General features: G+C 63.2%; 14 protein-coding genes. 9 read left to right on the forward strand and 5 right to left on the reverse strand.

From position 1 onward, the window contains the following. Positions 1 to 153 precede the first annotated feature (153 nt). The 7 genes from AB7C87_RS10485 to AB7C87_RS10515 all read left to right on the forward strand — a co-directional run bounded on the left by AB7C87_RS10485 (position 154) and on the right by AB7C87_RS10515 (position 9,369). Entirely contained in the window at positions 154 to 1,551 is a 1,398-nt protein-coding gene (locus tag AB7C87_RS10485) for a sulfatase (RefSeq protein WP_369729395.1), read from the forward strand. Positions 1,552 to 1,670: 119 nt separating this feature from the next. Further along, the gene (locus AB7C87_RS10490) at positions 1,671 to 2,603 is read left to right on the forward strand and encodes a hypothetical protein (RefSeq protein ID WP_369729396.1); all 933 of its coding nucleotides are present in this window, start codon (positions 1,671 to 1,673) and stop codon (positions 2,601 to 2,603) included. A gap of 222 nt (positions 2,604 to 2,825) precedes the next feature. Next, positions 2,826 to 4,511, forward strand: coding sequence for an alkaline phosphatase family protein (locus AB7C87_RS10495; protein WP_369729397.1), 1,686 nt, complete (start codon positions 2,826 to 2,828; stop codon positions 4,509 to 4,511). Continuing rightward, entirely contained in the window at positions 4,511 to 6,031 is a 1,521-nt protein-coding gene (locus tag AB7C87_RS10500; RefSeq protein WP_369729398.1) for a flippase, read from the forward strand. The genes AB7C87_RS10495 and AB7C87_RS10500 overlap by 1 nt, the downstream gene beginning before the upstream one ends. A gap of 125 nt (positions 6,032 to 6,156) precedes the next feature. Further along, positions 6,157 to 7,125 (forward strand): nucleotidyltransferase family protein, encoded by a 969-nt coding sequence (locus AB7C87_RS10505; RefSeq protein WP_369729399.1) that lies wholly within the window; start codon positions 6,157 to 6,159, stop codon positions 7,123 to 7,125. Next, a complete protein-coding gene (locus AB7C87_RS10510) occupies positions 7,122 to 8,117 on the forward strand; it encodes an NAD-dependent epimerase/dehydratase family protein (RefSeq protein WP_369729400.1) in 996 nt (331 codons plus the stop codon). The genes AB7C87_RS10505 and AB7C87_RS10510 overlap by 4 nt, the downstream gene beginning before the upstream one ends. Before the next feature lie 142 nt (positions 8,118 to 8,259). After that, positions 8,260 to 9,369, forward strand: coding sequence for a glycosyltransferase family 4 protein (locus AB7C87_RS10515; protein WP_369729401.1), 1,110 nt, complete (start codon positions 8,260 to 8,262; stop codon positions 9,367 to 9,369). A gap of 94 nt (positions 9,370 to 9,463) precedes the next feature. On the opposite strand, the gene AB7C87_RS10520 is transcribed toward AB7C87_RS10515, so the two are convergent. Then, complete coding sequence (locus tag AB7C87_RS10520) at positions 9,464 to 11,698, reverse strand: right-handed parallel beta-helix repeat-containing protein (RefSeq protein WP_369729402.1); 2,235 nt, start codon at positions 11,696 to 11,698, stop codon at positions 9,464 to 9,466. Positions 11,699 to 12,086: 388 nt separating this feature from the next. Between AB7C87_RS10520 and AB7C87_RS10525 the strand changes: the two genes are divergently transcribed. Beyond that, entirely contained in the window at positions 12,087 to 13,238 is a 1,152-nt protein-coding gene (locus AB7C87_RS10525) for a beta propeller repeat protein (protein ID WP_369729403.1), read from the forward strand. A 179-nt stretch (positions 13,239 to 13,417) separates the two neighbouring features. Here AB7C87_RS10525 and AB7C87_RS10530 read toward each other — a convergent pair whose 3' ends face one another. Further along, the gene (locus AB7C87_RS10530; RefSeq protein ID WP_369729404.1) at positions 13,418 to 15,235 is read right to left on the reverse strand and encodes an MFS transporter; all 1,818 of its coding nucleotides are present in this window, start codon (positions 15,233 to 15,235) and stop codon (positions 13,418 to 13,420) included. Positions 15,236 to 15,695: 460 nt separating this feature from the next. Continuing rightward, on the reverse strand, positions 15,696 to 16,724 hold the full coding sequence (locus AB7C87_RS10535; RefSeq protein ID WP_369729405.1) for a DUF8471 domain-containing protein: 1,029 nt from the start codon (positions 16,722 to 16,724) through the stop codon (positions 15,696 to 15,698). A gap of 431 nt (positions 16,725 to 17,155) precedes the next feature. Here AB7C87_RS10535 and AB7C87_RS10540 point away from each other — a divergent pair, with 431 nt between their 5' ends. Continuing rightward, positions 17,156 to 18,166 carry a lipid II:glycine glycyltransferase FemX gene (locus AB7C87_RS10540; RefSeq protein WP_369729406.1) on the forward strand — a complete coding sequence of 337 codons (1,011 nt, stop codon included), beginning with the start codon at positions 17,156 to 17,158 and terminating at the stop codon, positions 18,164 to 18,166. Positions 18,167 to 18,172: 6 nt separating this feature from the next. Here AB7C87_RS10540 and AB7C87_RS10545 read toward each other — a convergent pair whose 3' ends face one another. Beyond that, a complete protein-coding gene (locus AB7C87_RS10545) occupies positions 18,173 to 18,532 on the reverse strand; it encodes a DUF7344 domain-containing protein (RefSeq protein ID WP_369729407.1) in 360 nt (119 codons plus the stop codon). 81 nt (positions 18,533 to 18,613) lie between these two features. Then, positions 18,614 to 19,285, reverse strand: a complete 672-nt coding sequence (locus AB7C87_RS10550; RefSeq protein WP_369729408.1) for a helix-turn-helix domain-containing protein — start codon at positions 19,283 to 19,285, stop codon at positions 18,614 to 18,616. Between the last annotated feature and the right edge of the window lie 72 nt (positions 19,286 to 19,357).

The raw sequence follows: 19,357 nt of genomic DNA on the forward strand, positions 1-19,357 counted from the left end.
CAAGCCAGAGGTTGGCAGGCGACTATTTCGACGGACGGTTGATTCGGTAGGTGGCGGGAAACCTGCTGACGTCCTCGAGCGGACGGGGACGGCACCGCGGGCCGACGTGGGTAGCCGGGCGGTAACAAAGTCAGTATTCTCGAAGGTACAGGTATGTCGAACAGTCCGGACGTCCTGTTTCTAGTACTGGATTCGCTTCGCATGGATCGCGTTTCGACGTACGACCACGACCGGGAGACGACCCCCGCGCTCTCGACGCTTGCGACGTACGCGACGACCTACGAGAACGCGTTTACGCCCGCGCCGTGGACGCTCCCCTCTCACGCGTCGATGTTCACGGGATCGTTTCCGTCCGAACACGGGGTGACTAACGGCTTTTCCGACGGGATGAGCCGACTCGAGCCCTCGCAGTCGACGCTCGCCGAGGAGCTCACAGCGGGCGGCTATCGAACCGCCGGCTTCTCGAACAACCCGTGGGTCGGCCAGCTGTCGGGACTCAACCGCGGCTTCGAGGAGTTCGTCGAGTGGGACCTCGAGATTTCGTCGTCGACCGACGACGGGATCCACACGCGACGCGACGAGCGTCACTCGCGGTTTCACTCGGCGCTCGGGAAGGCGGCCCGACAGCCGGCGTTCCTGTTGAAACGGCGATTCTTCACCGATAGTCTCGTCGATCGAGCGAAACGCTGGCTCACCCGACGCGCTGACGAGGACGAACCGACGTTTACGTTCCTCAACCTGATGGAGGCACACAGCCCCTACTTCCCGCCGAAGCAGGCGTTTGCGGATCTCGGACTCGAGACGCCGAACCCGATCGAACCACGGATACTCAACACGAAACTGCTCGCGTACGTGATGGGGAAGGCGAATCTCGATCCGGAGACGCGAGAGCGGGTGATGGAGTACTACGACGCGAGCGCGCGCTACCAGGATTCGAAGGTCGAGGAACTGTTCGGACTGCTCCAGACCGAGGGGCTGTTCGACGACACGCTCGTGATCGTCTGTGCCGACCACGGCAAGACCCTGGGGGACTACCCGCGCGACGAGCACCCGCCTCACTACCTCCGGGACATCAACCTCAACGTGCCGCTGTGGATCAAACGACCGGGACAGCAGGCGGGCGAGACGGTCGACGAGCCGTTCGAACTCGTCTCGCTGTACGACGTGGTCTGCGACGGCAACCCGTCGGCGGGAACGTACACCCGCGAGACGGCGATCGCCGAGGACTTCGTCCCACACGCCGGTCGGTCGACGCCCGAGGAGATCGCCCGCTGGCGCGTCGTAGCCGACCGCGAGTACAAGTACGTCCGGAACGACGCCGGCGAGGAACACCTCTACGACCGATCGACCGACGTCAGACAGTCGAGACCCGATCCGGATCGACTCGAGGCCTACGGCGACGCACTCTCCGATCGGACTCGACGGTTCGGAGCGGACGACGCCGAGGCGACTGCCGATGAGGGCGACGGCGACCGGACCGGTGACGAATCGCGGACGAACGAGATCGACTCGAGCGTCGAGGCGCAACTCAAGGATCTCGGCTACATGTAAGCGTCTCACGCTGTATGCTCTCCGATCGCTCGGTAGCGACCGATGCCGACCGCGTACGATCGACGTGCGTTGGTCTATCCAGGTATTAACAATGGATCAGGCGACACGAGTACCGTTCGATGTACTCGCCCGCACAACTCAGACGCGGCGTTCGGCGTGGGCTCTCCGATCCCTCCTTTTTCGCCCGGGAACTCAACCGCCTCTACCATCGACGACTGTACCGACGGGAGTACAACACCGACGGGGTGGATCTCCTGGCCGAAGACTGGGACACTGCGCTCGTTCTCGACGCCTGCCGTTTCGATATGTTCGAAGAGCAACACTCCCTTCCCGGCCGACTCGAGCGCCGGCGGTCGCGGTCCTCTCATACGACCGAGTTTCTCCGAGCGAACTTCGACGGCAGGACGGCGACCGACACGGTCTACGTCACCGCGAGCCCCCAGCTGTATCGGTGGGACGACGAGATCGACGTCGAGTTTCACGACGTGATCAACGTCTGGTACGAGGCGGGATGGGACGAGACACACGGAACCGTGATGCCGGAGACGATGGCAGAATACGTTCGTGAAGCAGTCGAGACGTATCCCAGAAAGCGGATCATCGGTCACTTCCTCCAGCCACACTACCCCTTCGTCGGCGCGGACGACCTGAACACGACGGCGTTCGGGAACGACGAGAACGCGCCGGACGTCTGGAACGCGCTTCGAACCGGCGACCTCGAGGCGTCATCCGACGAGGTGTGGGCGGCCTACCGGGAGAACTTGGAGATCGTCCTCCCGGTCGTTCGGTCGCTTCTCGAGGACCTCGAGGGTCGAACCGTCGTCACCTCCGATCACGGAAACATGATCGGCGAGCGCGGCTTTCCGCTTCCGATCCGTGAGTGGGGGCACCCGCCCGGGATCTACACCGACGAACTGGTCGAGGTCCCCTGGCTCGTCTCCGAGAACGGGCCGCGGCGAGACGTCGTCAGCGGTGCTGTAGAGTCGGCCGACGACCGGATCGCCGACGGGGTCGTCGAGGACCGGCTTCGTCAGCTGGGATACGCCGACTAAGACAATCTACGCTCCGTCATTTTCGGTGCAACTGCAACCTCTCCTGTGGTCGTACTGGGATATCGGTACGGCATTTCGTATGCGCAGGTCGCTCGCGCATCTCCCGAACGAGGAGTTCTCCGTTCGACCGCAATCGCCGTCGGCGAAACGGGTAAGCGGGGGATAACAATGGCCGTCATCGGGGAGACACCGGTAGGACTGTCGGTTTCAGGTGACTGTTCAATGGATACGGATACTGCCCCCACCGTTGTCATCGGACTCGACGCACTGTCGTTCGACTACCTCGATCGGTTCGACACCCCGCACATGCAGTCGATCCGTGAGGAGGGGGTCGAAACCGAACTCGAGTCGACGTTTCCGCCCTGGACCGGAAGCGCGTGGCCCTCCGTCTACACCGGCGTCGACCCGTCACACCACGGCGTCTACTCCTTTTTCGACTTCCGCGAGACGTACCCGGACGACGCGACGGTGATCTCTCGAGAGAACGTTCGAGCACCGGCGATCTGGAACTACCTCACCGCTCGAGACGTTCCCGCGGCCGTTCTCAACGTGCCGGTTACACACCCCGCCGACTCGATTCGGGGATCGCTCATTCCCGGCTACCTCGCCCCGGAATCCGTCGAGGGATCGCCTGCCGGGATCAGAGACGACCTCGCGGACGAACTCGGCGAACCCTACCGGATCTACGGCGAGAACGAGGCCGACGGCGAACCGTCGGTCGACGACCTGGTCTCGCTGATCGACCACCGCCGACGCGCCGCTCGAGCGCTCCTCGAACTCACCGACTGGGAGTTCGCGTTCCTCCAGGTCCAAAAGACCGACACCGTCTTCCACACCTTCGACGAGGAGGATGCGTTTCGTCGCGCCTACGAGGCCGCCGACGAGTTCGTGGGAACGGTCCTCGAGACAGTTCCGGACGACACGAACGTGATCGTCTGTTCGGATCACGGCATCGGTCGGACCGACGGCTACAACATCTACGTCAACGAGGTGCTCCGCCGTGAGGGGTTCGTCGAAACCTGTTCGGACGGACGAACGCCGACGCTCGGCGAGAGCAAGGGCGAACTCGGCGGCGACGAGACGGGTGGCGGAGACGCCGGAAGCGACGGGGCTGGAGAAAGCGTTCCAGTGCGGATGGTCTCGACGGCAGAATCCGCCCTCCGGGCCGTTGGGATGTCGGCAGGCGACGCCTACCGACTGGTCCAGCGCGTCGGCGCCGACGCGGTCGTCGAACGACTCCTGCCGAAGGGAACCCAGGCCGCACTCGGCGAAAACGTCGACTGGCGCCAATCGATGGCCTACTGTCGGAGTGGCCCGGAACTCGGCGTCAGGATCAACCTCGAGGGTCGGGACGAGGAGGGCGTCGTCCCCCCCGAGGAGTACGAGCATGTCCGCAACGAGATCGTCCGGATCCTCGAGGGGCTCCGGACGCCCGACGGCGAGCCGGCGTTCGAGTGGGTCGAGCCACGGGAGGCGGTTTACGACGGCCCGTACGCCGAGGAATCCTGTGACGTGTTGTTCATGCCGGCGGAGATGAACCACCTCGTAGCGACGAGCCTGCTCGGCTCCGCGTTCGTTCCGATCGACAAACACAATCACAAGCGAACGGGCGTCTTCCTCGGTGCAGGCCCCGGTTTCGATGCCGCCGCCGGGGCCGAACTCGACTCGCTCTCGCTTCCGGACGTCGCGCCGATCGCGATGACGGTGCTCGGCCAGCCCGTTCCGGAACGGATGGGCGGACGCGTTCCCTCCGGCCTCCTCGTCGACGATCCGGTCTTCGAGGAGTACGGCTCCCTCGAGGACGACGGCACGTACGGCGGAGAACGCGACGGCGGTCGCGGTGTGGGAGACGAGCCGTCCGAGGACGGGGACGTCGTCGACCGACTCGAGAATCTCGGTTATCTCTGATGGTGGACGAAGGCGACGTCTCGAAACTCCTCTCGAGTGCGGTGCTCATCGGCGCCGGACAGGTGTTTTACTCAGCGTCGCAGCTGATCGAGCGCGTCGTCGTCGCCAGGTTGCTGACGACCGACGCCTACGGCGAGGTGAGCATCGGACTCGCGATACTGACGTTCGTGACGACGCTCGGGTTGGTTGGCGTGAGAGACGGCGTTCCGCGGTTCATGTCGCGGTACGACGACGACGCGAACGAACGCGGCGCGTGGATCACGGGCGTGCTCATCGCGACCGTCGCGACCGTCCTGTTGACGATCGTATTGCTGTTCGAAACGGGACTCGTCTCGGATCTCCTCTTCGATCGACCGGACTCCCAGCGACTCGTCTTCCTGTTCGTGCTCTGTATCCCCTTTACCGTCGGCCTCGAGCTTGCGGTCGCAGGAATCCGTGGACGCGAGAACACGCTGTATCGGACGTACACGCGGGACTTGCTCTATCCGACGGCCCGGTTGCTCTTCCTGGTGGGGTTTCTACTCGCCGGCTTCGGCATCCACGCCGCGGCAATGGCGTACTTGGTCGGGGCGGCGGTCTCCTGTCTGGTGGCGGTCGTGCTCTTGAACCGGCTCGTCTCGATCGTCGGCGAGTACCGTCTGCACGTTCGGGAACTGCTGATATTCTCGGCGCCGCTGGTGTTCGCGACGGTGCTCTCGAACATGCTCACACGGACCGACACGCTGATGCTCGGCTTCTTCCGTTCTTCCCACGAGGTCGGTCTCTACGGTGCCGCGTTCCCCCTCGCGAGCGGGATGTTGCTCGTCCTCTCCTCGTTTGGATTCATGTACCTCCCGCTGGCCTCCCGTCTCGACGCCGACGACGAACGCGCCGAGGTCGAATCGGTGTACGAACTGACGACGAAGTGGGTGTTCATCATCACGTTCCCGCTGTTTCTCACGTTCGTCGTCTTCCCCGGAGACGTCCTCAGCATCGTCTTCGGCGAGGACTACCGGGAGGGCGGACTCGCGCTCGCGATCCTCGCCGTCGGCTTCTTTACGAGTGCGATGTTCGGCCGAAATCGCGAAACGCTCTCCGCGCTCGGGTTTACCGCCGCGATTATGGCCGCAAACGGGGTCGCCTTCGGACTCAACATCGCTCTCAATCTGGTCCTTATCCCCCGGTACGGCTACATGGGCGCCGCCGTAACCTCGATGCTCTCGTTCGTCACGCTCAACCTGACCGTCTACGCCGTGCTCAAACTGAAATACGGCATCACCCCCTTCTCCCGGTGGTCCGCACGGACGTTCGTCGTCCTTCCAGTTGTGCTGTTTCCGATCGCGTTCGCCCTCAGCGGGTGGATCTCGCTGTCCATCCTCACGCTCCCGCTCTTTCTCGTCGTCGTCGGACTCTGTTCGGTCGCGGTCGTCTCGACGACCGGCTGTCTCCAGCCCGAAGACCGGATTCCGATCTCGCTTCTCGAGCAGCGACTCGACGTCACGATTCCGCTGGTTCGGCGCTACCTTCCGGACCCGAGTTGACACAGGGCGCCACGAGCCAGCGTCCCGGTCCGACGCGGACGCGATCCGTTCGCGACAGTCGGCGGATACGATTCGTTACCAGATTCATAACAATGGCTGAACGTGGGGGGGATTCGAACAGGGATATGAAAGCAATCGTCCTCGCTGGCGGCTACGCGACCCGGCTGTGGCCGATCACGAGACACAGACCGAAGATGTTCCTCCCGGTCGGCGATTCGACGGTCATCGATCGAATCTTCACCGAACTCGAGGCGGACGACCGCATCTCCGAGGTGTTCGTGAGCACGAACCGACGCTTCGCCGATCACTTTCGCGAACACCTCTCGACGAGTCGATACGAGAAGCCGACGCTCACCGTCGAGGAGACGACGGCCGAAACCGAGAAACTCGGCGTCGTCGGCGCGCTGGCCCAGCTCGTCGAGCGTGAGGGGATCGACGAGGATACCGTCGTGATCGCCGGCGACAACCTGTTGAGCTTCGCCGTCTCGGAGTTCGTCGACGCCTTCCAGGATGGCTCGGGCCCGACGATCGCCACCTACGACGTCGGCTCCCTCGAGCGAGCGAGTTCCTACGGCGTCGTCGACGTGAAAGACGGCGAAGTCGTCGATTTCGCGGAAAAGCCCGCCAACCCGACGAGTTCGCTCGTCTCGATCGCCTGCTACGGCTTTCCCGCCGAGTCGCTCCCGTTACTCTCGACGTACCTAGAGGACGGGAACAACCCCGACGAGCCGGGCTGGTTCGTCCAGTGGCTCTTAGCGCGCGAGTCGATCACGGCGTTTCCGTTCGAGGAGGCCTGGTTCGACATCGGCACGCCGGAGAGCTACCTCGATGCGGTGGCCTGGGATCTGGAAGGGGACGTCCACGTCGCCGAGACCGCCTCGGTCGAGCGGACCACGCTCGGGGAGAACGTTCACGTGATGGACGGCGCGGAGGTGACCGACGCACACCTCTCGAACTCGATCGTCTTCCCGAACGCGACGATCCGGGACTGCGAGGTTCGATCGTCGATCATCGACCGGGACACCGCCCTCGACGGGCTCCAGTTCAACGGCGCGCTCGTCGGCGCTCACACGCGGATCGTCAACGGAGAATGAACGGATCAGAGTCCCTCTCCGAGAAGCGGATCGTCGTGACCGGCGGCGCCGGCTTCGTCGGCTCACACCTCGCCGAACGACTCGCCGAACGCGCCTCGGTCGTCGTCGCGGACGACCTCTCGAACGGTCGCCGGGAGTGGGTTCCCGACGACGCGACGTTCGTCCGGGCGGACCTAACAGACCGCGACGACGTCGCCGAGGCGATTACGTCCGACGTCGACCTCGTCTGTCACCTCGCGGCGAGCAAGTCCGTCGACACCGATCGGCCGCGCGAGCAGTTCGAGTCGAACGCGGCGATGACCCACAACGTCACAGAGCGAATGCGCGCGGTCGGCGTTCCCGAGATCCTCTTTACGTCCTCTTCGACGGTCTACGGTGAGGCGCCGCGACCGACGCCGGAAGATTACGCCCCCCTCGAGCCGATCAGCGCCTACGGGGCGAGCAAGCTCTCCGACGAAGCCCTACTGTCGGTGTATGCGAACTCCTACGATCTGACCGCGCGTATCGTCCGGTTCGCGAACGTGGTCGGTCCCCGGCTCCGGGGTGCGGTCATCCCCGACTTCATCGACAAACTCCGCGAGGACCCCGACTCGCTTCGCATCCTCGGCGACGGCCGCCAGGAGAAGTCCTACCTCCACGTCGACGACTGCGTCGACGCGATCTGTCACGTCCTCGCCGCGGCCGACAGCCCGGTGGCGACGTTCAACCTCGGCACGCGGACGACGACGTCCGTCACGCGGATCGCCGACGTCGTCAGCGAGACGATGGGACTCGAGCCGGCGTACGAGTACACCGGCGGCGAGCGTGGCTGGACGGGTGACGTCCCGAAGATGCGTCTCTCGATCGAGAAACTCGCCGCACTCGGCTGGGTGCCCGAACGCTCGAGTGAGGCCGCAGTCGAGGCGGCGACCGAACAGTTACTCGCCGAAATGTCCGACATAGACGGGCGGTCGCGCTCGGGCTCGACTGAACGGAAGACGGCGTCTCAGTAACGCCCTACCGTCGGTTCGAACGCGATTGTAGCGGGGCAATCTCGGTCGGTATCGACACAACCGGTCACAAAATCGGCACAGTCGACGCCGAACACGGGGCAGTCGTCGCATAACAATCACGACGGCGTGCGTCGAAACGGCTATGTCAGCGGACTCTACACGGGTCCTCATCGTCGGGACCTACGGCGGCGGGGGCGTCCACCAGTACGTCGAGGAACAACACCGGCGGCTCCGCGAGCGGGTGTCGGTCTCGAGTTACGACATGAACATGCCGCCGGCGGGAAGCGGTGCGGGCTGGTTCGTCTACTCCGTGTTGCTCGGCCTCTGGGCGGCGGTCCTGTTTCCGTTCCGTCGGCGGCCGGATATCGTCCACGTCCACACCTCCCATCGGTTTTCGTTCTACCGATCGTCGTTTTACGTGCTGTTCGCGGCGTCCGTCTGGAACCGACCCGTCGTCGTCCACGTCCACGGCTCGTCATTCGACGAGTTCGTCGCGACCGACTCGAGACTCCTCGCGCGGTACCAGTCGATCGTCTTCGACGCGAGCGATCGGGTGGTCGTGCTCTCGCCGTACTGGCGGGAGGTCGTCGCGACCCGAACCGACGAGGCGTCGATTCACGTCCTCCCGAACGCGGTCGAACCCTCGCTGTACGACCCCGAGTTCGGCGGATCGGTCCCGCGGCTGGTGTTCGTCTCCAACATGATCGACCGCAAGGGCGTCGCGGAACTCGTCGCGGCCGCCGACCGCCTCGCCTCGAGCACGGATCGGTCGTACGAGTTACACTTCGCCGGAAAGGGGCCGCTCTCGTCGTCCGTCGAGGCGCTCGCAGAGAGCCACGAGAACGTCACCTACCACGGCTACGTCTCCGAAGCGAGAAAGCGAGAGCTGTTGAGCGAGGGCTCGATCTACGTCCTCCCGACGTACGCGGAGGGATTACCGATCGCGATGCTCGAGGGGATGGCCGGCGGGAACGCGATCGTCTCGACGACCGTCGGGAGCATTCCCGAAGTCGTCGGCGACGAAAACGGAATCTTGGTCGAGCCGGGCGACGTCGACGACCTCCACGACGCACTCGAGACGCTGATCGCCTCCCCGGAGCGAGTCGAATCGATGGGGCGACAGAACCGACGCCGGATCGAGGAACGCTACTCCTGGGAGGAGATCACCGAGGAGCTACTCGAGATCTACAGCCGAGAGGTGCCGGCGCTCGAGGGTCGCGGAGCCGGTTCCTCCTCGGACGCCGCCGTCTGAGGGCGGACCGACGCCATCTGCGGGCAGATCGACGCCATCTACAGACGGACCAACGCCGTCTGCGGACAGCGTGTCGCCTCCGGGCTGGGGACGTCTAGCCGAACAGCTGGTCGGGGTCGACCTCGGTACCGTTGACGCGGACGATCGGTCCGTCCTCGACCTCGAGCGACGTCAACCGGCCGGAAAACCGGAACCCGTCGATCCCGCCGCGGACGAATCCGGCGACGGAGCCGCCGTCGATCTCACCGCCAGTACCGTATTCGGAGTGGTACTCGCTGTGGTCGACCTCGCCGTCGACGGTGAACTGGTAATCCGCGCGCTCGGAACTCCCGTCGCCGTCGATGACGAGCACGTTCGACAGTTCACGCTCGTCTTCGTCGTCATCGTCGCCGAACTCCGAGGAATCGATCTCCTCACCGTCGAGACGAACGATCGCGTCGCCATCGATCTCGAGGGCAACGAGTTCGCCGTCGAAGCGGAAACCGTCGATTCCGCCGCGGACGAAGCCGGAGACGGTGCCGTCGTCGATCTCGCCACCCGCTCCGTACGTCGAGAGTTCCTCGCTACGCTCGATCTCGTCGCTGACCTCGAACTGGTACTCCGTACGGTCTGCGCTTCCGTCGCCGTCGATCTCGAGTGCGCGCTCGAGACCGTCGTCTTCATTTCCCGAATCGTCCTCCTCGTCCCCGATGTCGTCGGGGTCGACTTCGATGCCGTTGACGCGGACGCTCGGCCCGTCCTCGACCCGGAGATCGACGAGTTCACCGTCGAAGCGGAAACCGTCGATTCCGCCGCGGACGAAGCCGGTAACGGAGCCGCCGTCGATCTCGCCGCCGGTGCCGTACTCGGAGTGGTACTCGCTGTGGTCGACGTCGCCGTCGACGACGAACTGGTAGTCGGATCGCTCGGAACTTCCCTCGCCGTCGATGACGAGCGTGTTTCCGAGCTCAGGCTCCTCGTTCCCGTTTCCCGAATCGTCCTCCTCGCGGTCTTCGAACTCCGGGTTCGGGTAGTCGTGGGCCTTCTCCCAGTCGAAGCTGTGATCTCCGGAGTTAGTGGTGATCGCGCCGTCGGAGAGATCCGAACTGGCACGGACGTTCTCGACGGTCCGGTAGTTTCCGCCCGATGACGCCACGGTCGCGCCGGATCCGTTCTCGGTGTCGAACGTGAGATTCCGGAGGTGAACCGATCCCCGGTTGTTCCAGCCGACGCCGGGGACGCCGCGTTGGTCGAGCAGGAACTGACAGTCCTCGACTTCGATCCAGTTGTTGTCGAGGAACCGGATGGCTCCGCTCGAATTTCTGATGTCTCGAACGACAAACGAGCAGTTGCGAACGTAGCCGCCGTTCGAAGCGCGTCCGCGATTGTCGGCGGTAATCGCGCCTGCGTTGGCGTTTCCGCGCCTCGAGGAAATCGTATCGTCACGCGAGAGATCGAGGTAGAACGTACAGTTCTCGACGACCTCGTTGCTCCCGCCGAGACGGATGCTGCCGACGTTGTTGTTTGCGAACACGCAGTTGTTGATCTCCATCGCCCCGGGCATTCGCGTGTAGATGCCGTTGTTGGGAAACCCGGAAATCACGGAGTTTCTGACCGTCAGCTTGCCCGAACGGGAACTCCAGATCCCGATTCGGGACTGGCCGCCGTTGTACTGCGAGATGTTCCCGTTGTTGTAAGCGACGAGCCCGTCGAACAGCACCTCGCCGCTCGACGATTCGGCGCCGACGTTGAACATGTTCGTCTGGGACTGGTTCCACGTGCGCGGGCCGTCGCTCGCGACCGTAATGTCTCGAAACTCCGCACGCTGGTTGACGATACAGCGAAATCCGGTCGCCGGCCGGCCGTCCGAGTCGAACGTCAAGTTCGCGACGAAGACGTTGTCGCCGGAGGTGTTGAGGACGTAGTCGTTTTTCGTCCCGTGTCCTCGTCTTCCGGGGACCATGATCGTCACGTCGCCGTCTCCGACGATCCCCCAGTTACGCCGGGAGAACGACAGCGTCCGATTCCACTCGTACGTTCCCTCGGGAACGATCAGCAGTTCGCCGCCACTCGCGTTCGCAACGTACCTCGAGAGGTCCTCGCCCTCGGAGATCGAGAGCTCGCGCTCGGACATTCGACTCAGGTTCGCAACCTCGGCGGCGCCCGCCACGTCCGCTCCGCTCGAGGCGGCGGCCGATGCGCTCGTGGCGAGTGCCGCGCCGGCGGCCGTCCCCGCCCACTTCAGATAGGATCGTCTGCGTAGTATGGTCGAATCGTCGTTTCGATCGGTCTGCTCGGCATCTGTAACGACAGGCTTGTCGTCATCTCGTACCGGTTGATCGCGTGCCATGCTTTCGGGTAATTCAAGCATACCGGTATAAACTTTCTGTTAAAACGCGTTCAATAATTCCAGAATGTAATGATTTCGTGCCAATATAGACAGGTTATTTTTCCTTATTCAATAGAAAGATAGAATCTCACGAAAAATTGAATATCGGTCGTATCGTCGCCGTCTGCCGATTCTCGGCCGTCGAATCGATCGTCCGGTTCTCAGATACCGATTTCCTGTACGTCAGGTTAAATTATCTATCGGAAAATCGTATTCAGGAGATAGATTACAATGATCGGTCTAGACGTCAGCCGAAACTGACTCTCCATCCCAGTAGAGATTCAGAGACCGGGTTACAAAACCCGTTCTCCCTCTGCGGAAGAGACGAGCCGACGGTTCGATTTCACTCATGAAACTCCAGACGATCCACGACGGCCGACTCCTCGCGACGGTCGGGCGCTCGATATACCTCGATAGCACAGACGGCGTGACGAAAATCGGTCGATTGCCCGTCCCACCGGGCGGAGGTTCGGGATTCCGATTGAAGACGACGCCCCCGTTTCGATCGTTCGTTACCGCCGTTACCGGCCGGTTTCCGACGGTCAACGTCTGGTCGATCGACGACGAGTTCTTACTCGCGAGCGCCGACCGGTGGCTGTATCGATCGACTGACGACGGGCGATCCTGGGAGATCGTCCGAACGCTCCCAGCGTCGTCGGCGCCAATGGGCGTCCTCCCGAGCGCCGTTTGTTCGAGCGACGGAACGATCTACCTCGGCGAGTATCCTCTCGACGGCGAGACGACGCCTCGAGTTCTGTCCTCCGAGGACGGTCGAACGTGGTCGACGGTCGCGGCCTTAGAGGACGTCCGTCACGTCCACGCGGTACAGGAAGATCCCTACACGGGCGATGTGTGGGTGACGACGGGCGACGCGGATCCCGAGTGTCGAATCGGGCGCCTCCGGGACGGTCGTCTCGAGCCCGTCGGTGGCGGCGATCAGACTTGGCGGGCGGTCGAACTCGCGTTCACGCCGTCGGCCGTCCTCTGGGGCGTCGACAGCGTCTACAGCGAACGAAAGCCGATCCGAAAGCTGGCGCGCGACCGTCTCGGCGACGACCCGCGACCGGAGACGGTCCACGAGGTCTCGAGTTCGGTCTACTACGCGGAGACGCTCCGGGTCGGCGACGACCTGTGGGTGCTGTTCTCGACGTCGATGGAAGCGGGAACGGACAGTACGGGACCGGATTCACAGTCGGTCCACTCGGATCGGGCCGCCGTGATCGGCGCCTCCTCGGCGTCCGGGTTCACCGACTGGCACGAACTCGTCGCCTACCAAAAACGGGCGACACCCGCCGATCGCGTGAATCCGGGCCACGTCGTTCCGATGGCCAACGCATACGTCTTCCTCGCGAGCGATCCGTCTCGAGGCGCGTTCGTCAACCCGTACAACACCGATCGGGACGATGGACGGATACGCGCGATTCCCAACCGGATGCTCGCTGAGTTGTCCACGAAACGAGCGGGTTCGCGCGATCGGGAATACACCCAGAAATCGGTGTAAAGAGCCGCTTCCGGGCATAATTTGCGAATCGAACAATCGGCGGCTGTTGTGAAACGGCTCTCGAGCGGCTGTTACGGAACGACTCTGAAGCGGACGTCGCTGAACGACTCCGAAGCAGGCATCATTGAACGAGTGTTGGATCGACAATTTGCCTCGAGTTCCGGACCGCAGCGACCGCGTTAGGCGTCGGGATTCACGCGGTAGGTGGTGACCTCGCCGTTGGCGTGAACGCGGTCGAGGTCGCGACGCTCGTCGAGTGACTCGAAGTCGGACTCGGAGTAGAGCAGTCCTTGGTAGGAGATCAACTCGCGTTCCTGGTCGACCTGTGAGACGACCAGATGACGTTCGATGCCGTAGTACTCTCCGGGCCCCTGTTCGAACGTCTCCGGGGAAACGCTCGCGTGCGCGTTCGTTCGCGTCTCGGCGGCGAAGATGGCGTCGGCGAAGCGATTCGGCGACCCCCTGAACCCTGCTAGCTCGACTTCATCGCCCGCGTTCTCGAACGACGTCTCGAACCCGTGCATCTGCGCCTCTGAGACGTGGTGGGTCTGACCGTACGTGTAGGGTGACGCGTAGACGGCGGCAAGCGAGGTGATCAACAGAATAGCAAAGATCCCGACGGCGACCGTCCGAACCGTGGTCGGCGAGAGACGAGCGGAGAGCGACCGAACGGTTTCGTGGAACGCGATCGACGCGAGGATTACGGCGAACACCATCATCAACCCGAACACCCGGAAGTACATCTCGCTCGTGACGCTCACGAAGTAGACGACGAACAGGGCTGAAAGCCCCGCCAACCCGGTCGCCAGATAGATCGTCGTCGCCGGAACGTCCGGAAAGCGTGCCGGCCGGCCGGCGAGGAAAGTAGTACCGATGATCGCCGCGGCCAGTACAGTCACGACCAGATGGGCGAAAAAGAGCTTGAGAAAGACCTCCGTCAGACTCCCGCCGATCGACAGGAGTGAGCCTCCTTGCGCGACGATCGACGTGCCGGCCTCGCCGGAACCCGTGAGGATGTACTCGAGCGCGGAGGTGATCGCCCGTCCGGCGAACCCGGAGAAGAAGCCGTGATTCGCAGACCAAAGCAAGAAGACGGCGAGAACGAACAGCGTCAGTCCGTAGAGGCGCTGATGGCCGGAAATCTGGCGGACGGTTGCCGTCCGCGAGGCCAATGGAATCCGCGGAAAGAGAAACTGAACGACGCAGATCCCGATCATGACGACGAGCATGTGCGCGACGTACTGTGGGTGGTAGACGACGGCGGCGAGCGCGATGACTGCGGCGAGCGCTGGGACCCCCGCCGACCGCCGCTCGTCCGCGGTCACGTACTTCAGGAGGACGAAGACGAACATCGCGAACAGCAGGATCGTCTGCGTCATCGCGTGTGGGTGCATGAACGTCGAGATCGTCGTCACCGGCAAGAGCAAGAACGCACCGAAGGTGGCGATCGCCACCGCAAGCGAGTCGGGAACGATCGCGCCGACGCTCAACGGGACGAAGACCGCGAACGCGATCGTCGAGAACAAGCCGACCAGCAACAGTGCCCTGGTGATCGGAATGCCCACGACCGAGTTGACGAACACCGATACGGTGTGGATCCCGGGATAGAGGAGGTCGAACGGCGAGATCGATCCGGCCGCGATTCCTCGCGCCCATCCGAGATGGGTCATCGCGTCGTGGTGTCCGTAGAAGTGATACCCCCGGACGATCGGTAATCCAGCGAAGACGGCCATCACGAGGCCGCCGAGGACGAGTGCGATCGAACGGGTTCTCGAGCCATCCCCGGGTGAGGGGGCGAACGCGACGGCGAGCGAGACGATCATCGCCGCCGCCAGCCCGAACCAGACCGCGGTGGGCGTACTCGCGTAGATCGAGAGTTCGTATCCGGTCGCCGGCGACGTGTGCGCGACGAACGCGCCGAGTGCGACGGCGAAGAATCCACTCGCGAGGAGCAGTTTGCGAATCGGTTCGTCGGAAGCCGCAGCGTGTGAGGACATTCGAGGCTATCCGTCCGTTGTCCGATAGCCGCCCTTGTTATACGCCAGTTGTCGACGGGAAGCATCCTAATACCGACCGGCGGATCCGTGCGTACAGTCCTCGAGTCGCCCGTTTCGACCACTCGACCCGAGTGTGGTCGATTCCGACACTCTCGAATGGGTTCACACCCTCATACAGATTACTGTCCCGATGTCCCGGCGGTGAGTCGAACCGTGTGAGACGAGTCTCGGTGGAGGAGTGCAGCGAGTCCACCGTCGTAACAGCCGCCCGGGTCGCGGGTGCGCCGGAACTGATTGACAGTAAACCGTATCACATCCCGGAACTGCGATCGGCCGTCGTTTCGCACGCTCGAGTCGTGATCCGGATGGAACTCGTCTCGTGGCAGATCACCGATCGAGTTGCGACGACGAGAAGAACAATCGGGCGTGCTCGACGATTGCCAGACGTGGTCGAGGATTATCAGACGTCGTCGACGACTTCGGTCCAGAAGTAGCCGTATCGGTAGGCGTTGTCGGTGGTCGGCGTCTCCGGAACGTCGTCGGCTTCGTACAGTAACACGGCGATTCTGACGTCGCCGCCTGTCGCCTCCGTCGTGATCTCTCGGTCTCCGTAGGCGGTTCCGCCGTTGCTCACCTGTGCGTCGATCCGGTCCCGTTCGTGTCGATCGATAACCTCGCCGTCCGAGACCCACTGCTCTTGAACGATCACCGTATACTCCATCTCCTCACCCTCTCGGTTTTCGATACCGATCACGAACGAGAGCTCCTCGCCGGAGTCGACCTCCGAGGGTGGATCGGCGACCAGTTCGCCGTCGTCGTTCTCCGAGAGCACCTCGAGGCTCGTGTAGCGCTCGCCATCCTGTGGGGAGACCAGCGCATAGCCGACGGACGTCAGCGCGACCAGCATGGCGACGACGAGCACGATGTTGATCGCGGTGTGCACCGTGGATTTCGTCCCGAAAACGGCCGCGTGAAGCGCGCTCGCTTTGTGTGTGAGATCGAACCGATACCGTCGTTCGGCCGGAACACGAAGCCGTCGGATCGCCGCGATCCAGATCGCAGAGAGTGTGTACACGCAGACCACACCGACGACGATCGGCGTCGAGTAGCTCCAGGACAGCGCGGCGATCACCAGCCCGAGCAACGGGAGCACCGCGAGACTCAGCCCGAACGCGAGCGCCACGCGCTCTCCGTCCGTAACCTCCAGCCGATCGACCAACGGACTCGAGTCCGCCTCGCGTTCGACCGTCGCCGCACGAGGAAACAGCGCGGCGACGGTCGCGTAACCCGGGACGAAAAGCAAGAGCGGGAACCCGACCGCGATCCGAAGAAACGCCGACCCGGTGTCGACGACCCCGAGGAGGACGGCCGCGACGGCGACGAATCCGGCGACGCCGACCAGATCGGTCGGTAGGCGTGCGGCGAGCTGTTTACTACCCTGTCTGACGGCGGTGAACGATTGGAACTGTGGTGTCGAGCGGTCTTTCATCTATTCGGTCGGTATCGGTTACTCGAGCGATCCGGGCATAGTTACTCGTCGCATAACCCAGCTGACCGGTTTGAGATCGGGACGATCGCGAAAATTCGGCCACACGTCGGTGAAACGTCGATTCGGGCGAGCCTGAAAGCAGTTCGGAATGCTGTGGCCGGACGGTAAGCGAGCGAGGGGCGTGCGATGTACCGGATGGCGGGCGATCGAGGTGCGTACGATGTACTGAATGGAAGACGAGCGAGGGCCGCTCGGGTTCGCCGCGACCCGGTCCATACCTGGTGCTCAAGGCGGTCTTGAGGCGGTGGAAACTGGACGCTTACAAAGTGGACACAGCGCGACCCCACGAGTATGAGACGCCGAGCGACCGATATCTTCGACTGCTGGAACGGCTGGAACGACCGGAGCCGAATCGCCGACGGGAGGGACCGATGAGCGTCGACGTTCGACGCGCGACCGAGGACGACCTCGCGGAGTGGAACGAGTACGTTCGACGATCGCCTCAGGGGACGATCTGTCACGAACTCGAGGCGCTTCGGGTGCAGGCAGACCACGCCGACGCGAGGTTGCACCCGCTGATCGGCTTCAAAGGCCAGGAGCCGGTCGGCGTCTTTCCGATCTTCGAGATCAGAAAGCGATTCGTGACGACGGTGTTTTCGCCACCGCCCCATCTCCGCATCCCGTATCTCGGCCCGGCGTTGCTCGAGTGTGCGTCACCGAAACGGCGCAAGCGCGAACGGCGGCGACAGCGCTTCATGGACGGCTGTTTCGAGTGGATCGACGAACACCTGAATCCGAACTACGGCCACGTCCGGACGGCGACGGGGTTCGACGACGTGCGTCCGTTCACGTGGCGAGGGTACGACGCGAATCCGGAGTATACGTACGCGGTCGATCTCACCCGTTCGAAAGACGACCTCCTGATGACGTTCAGTAGCGACGCCCGGAGCAACGTTCGGAACACCGACGACGACGCCTACACGGTCGAGGTCGGCGACACCGAGGAGATTCGACTCATCTACGACCAGGTCAGACGCCGCTACGAGTCACAGGGGATCAGTTTCGACGTCCCGCTCGAGTTCGTCACGGATCTCGCCGAGCGCTCGGAGAACGGTCACGTCCGCCCGTACACGCTACGGGTCGACGACGAGTTCGTCGGCGGCATTCTGACCCTCGAGTACGGCCCGCGAACGGGGCGGTGGATGGGCGGCGTCAGAACCGACGCCGATGTCGACGTCCCGACGAACGACCTGCTCGACTGGGCGATCATGGAAGACGGGATCGACTCCGGACTCGAGACGTACGACCTCGTCGGCGCCGACACGCGCCGGATCAACCGGTACAAGTCCAAGTTCAACCCCGACCTCGAGACGTACTACAGCCTCGAGTACGGCTCATGGGGAATGCGGACGGCGGCGTCGGTCTACGACAGCGTCAAGTAAATCCGGTCAGTGATCGTGGTCCGGAACCGCGTCGAGGTACGGCTTGACCTCCTCGAGTCGGTCCGTCGGTTCGATCAGGTGCCGATTCTCGTCGTAGGTGACGACGCCAACGTCGACCAGCCTGGGGATGTGTGCGTGATGTAACGCGGCTGAAATCGCGGCCAGTTCGTCCCCCGAAATCTCCGTGATCGGTTCGTCACGGTCCCACATTGCGATGATTTTCGTGAGATCGTTCAGCGTGAGCGCCCGTTCGTCACTGACGACCGTCGCGAGTATCGTCCGCCGGTGTGAATGTCTCAAAAGATCGAACGCAGCGTCGGGTGGGATTCGGTCGGTGGAGTAGCCTCGCTCGCGGGGTTTTGTCATTACGATACGTACGTCCCCGAACGGCAAACGGGCGATGCGGTGAACTCGAGTGTATTTATATACCCGGGTGTTCACCGACTGTCATCCATCGTTCGAGGCGACCTTCCGTGGCGAAGTCCTGAGGGTGTTACGCGTGAGGTTGGCAGTCCCACGACGCAGCCGTTGTGAAACCGCGTTCGTCGATATATCGAGTTCTTCGGCCAGCTCGGAAATCTGGGTCTCTCGGGGAACGGCGAAGTAGCCGAGTTCGAGGGCGGCCACCATCGCTTCTTGTTGTTGAGCCGTCAGATCGTACTCACGCTCTTTGGGCGCCGTGGTGTCGTACAGTCGCTGGAGCTCGAACGAGTACCCCCGACCCTGAAAGTACGACTGGAACTCCGTGAGCGCCGACTGGTCGACGAACTTCAGCTTCAGAAACCACGTTCCGTCGACCGCTTCAGCTTCCTGAATGATCCCGTGTTGGTCTACCATCTCGTCGACGAACGTCTGGACCTCCTCCGCCCACGTGACGGTGAAGTAGGCGACGCCGGCTTCGAAATCGAGTGTCCGCACCTTCTCGATGGACAAGTCTCCGCGCTGTGCGGTTTCCGCCGACTCGAGGTCGTCGGCAGTTATCCACATGAAGGGCATGACCCACTCACGGCTGTGGGTCGCGAGACGTTCGATCTCGACCGTCGCGTCGGCACACTCCTCGAAAAACTCCTCGAGAGCGAAGCCACTCGCTGGGAGCGTGAATTCGGCGACGATGCTCATATCCGCAAAACGCCCCGAACGCGGAAAACGCGTGTGCCTGTAAAGAAATGGGGCGGAAAACGCTATCAAGTG

It is taken from the genome of Natrarchaeobius versutus, assembly GCF_041205745.1.
Classification (GTDB): Archaea; Halobacteriota; Halobacteria; order Halobacteriales; family Natrialbaceae; genus Natrarchaeobius; species Natrarchaeobius versutus.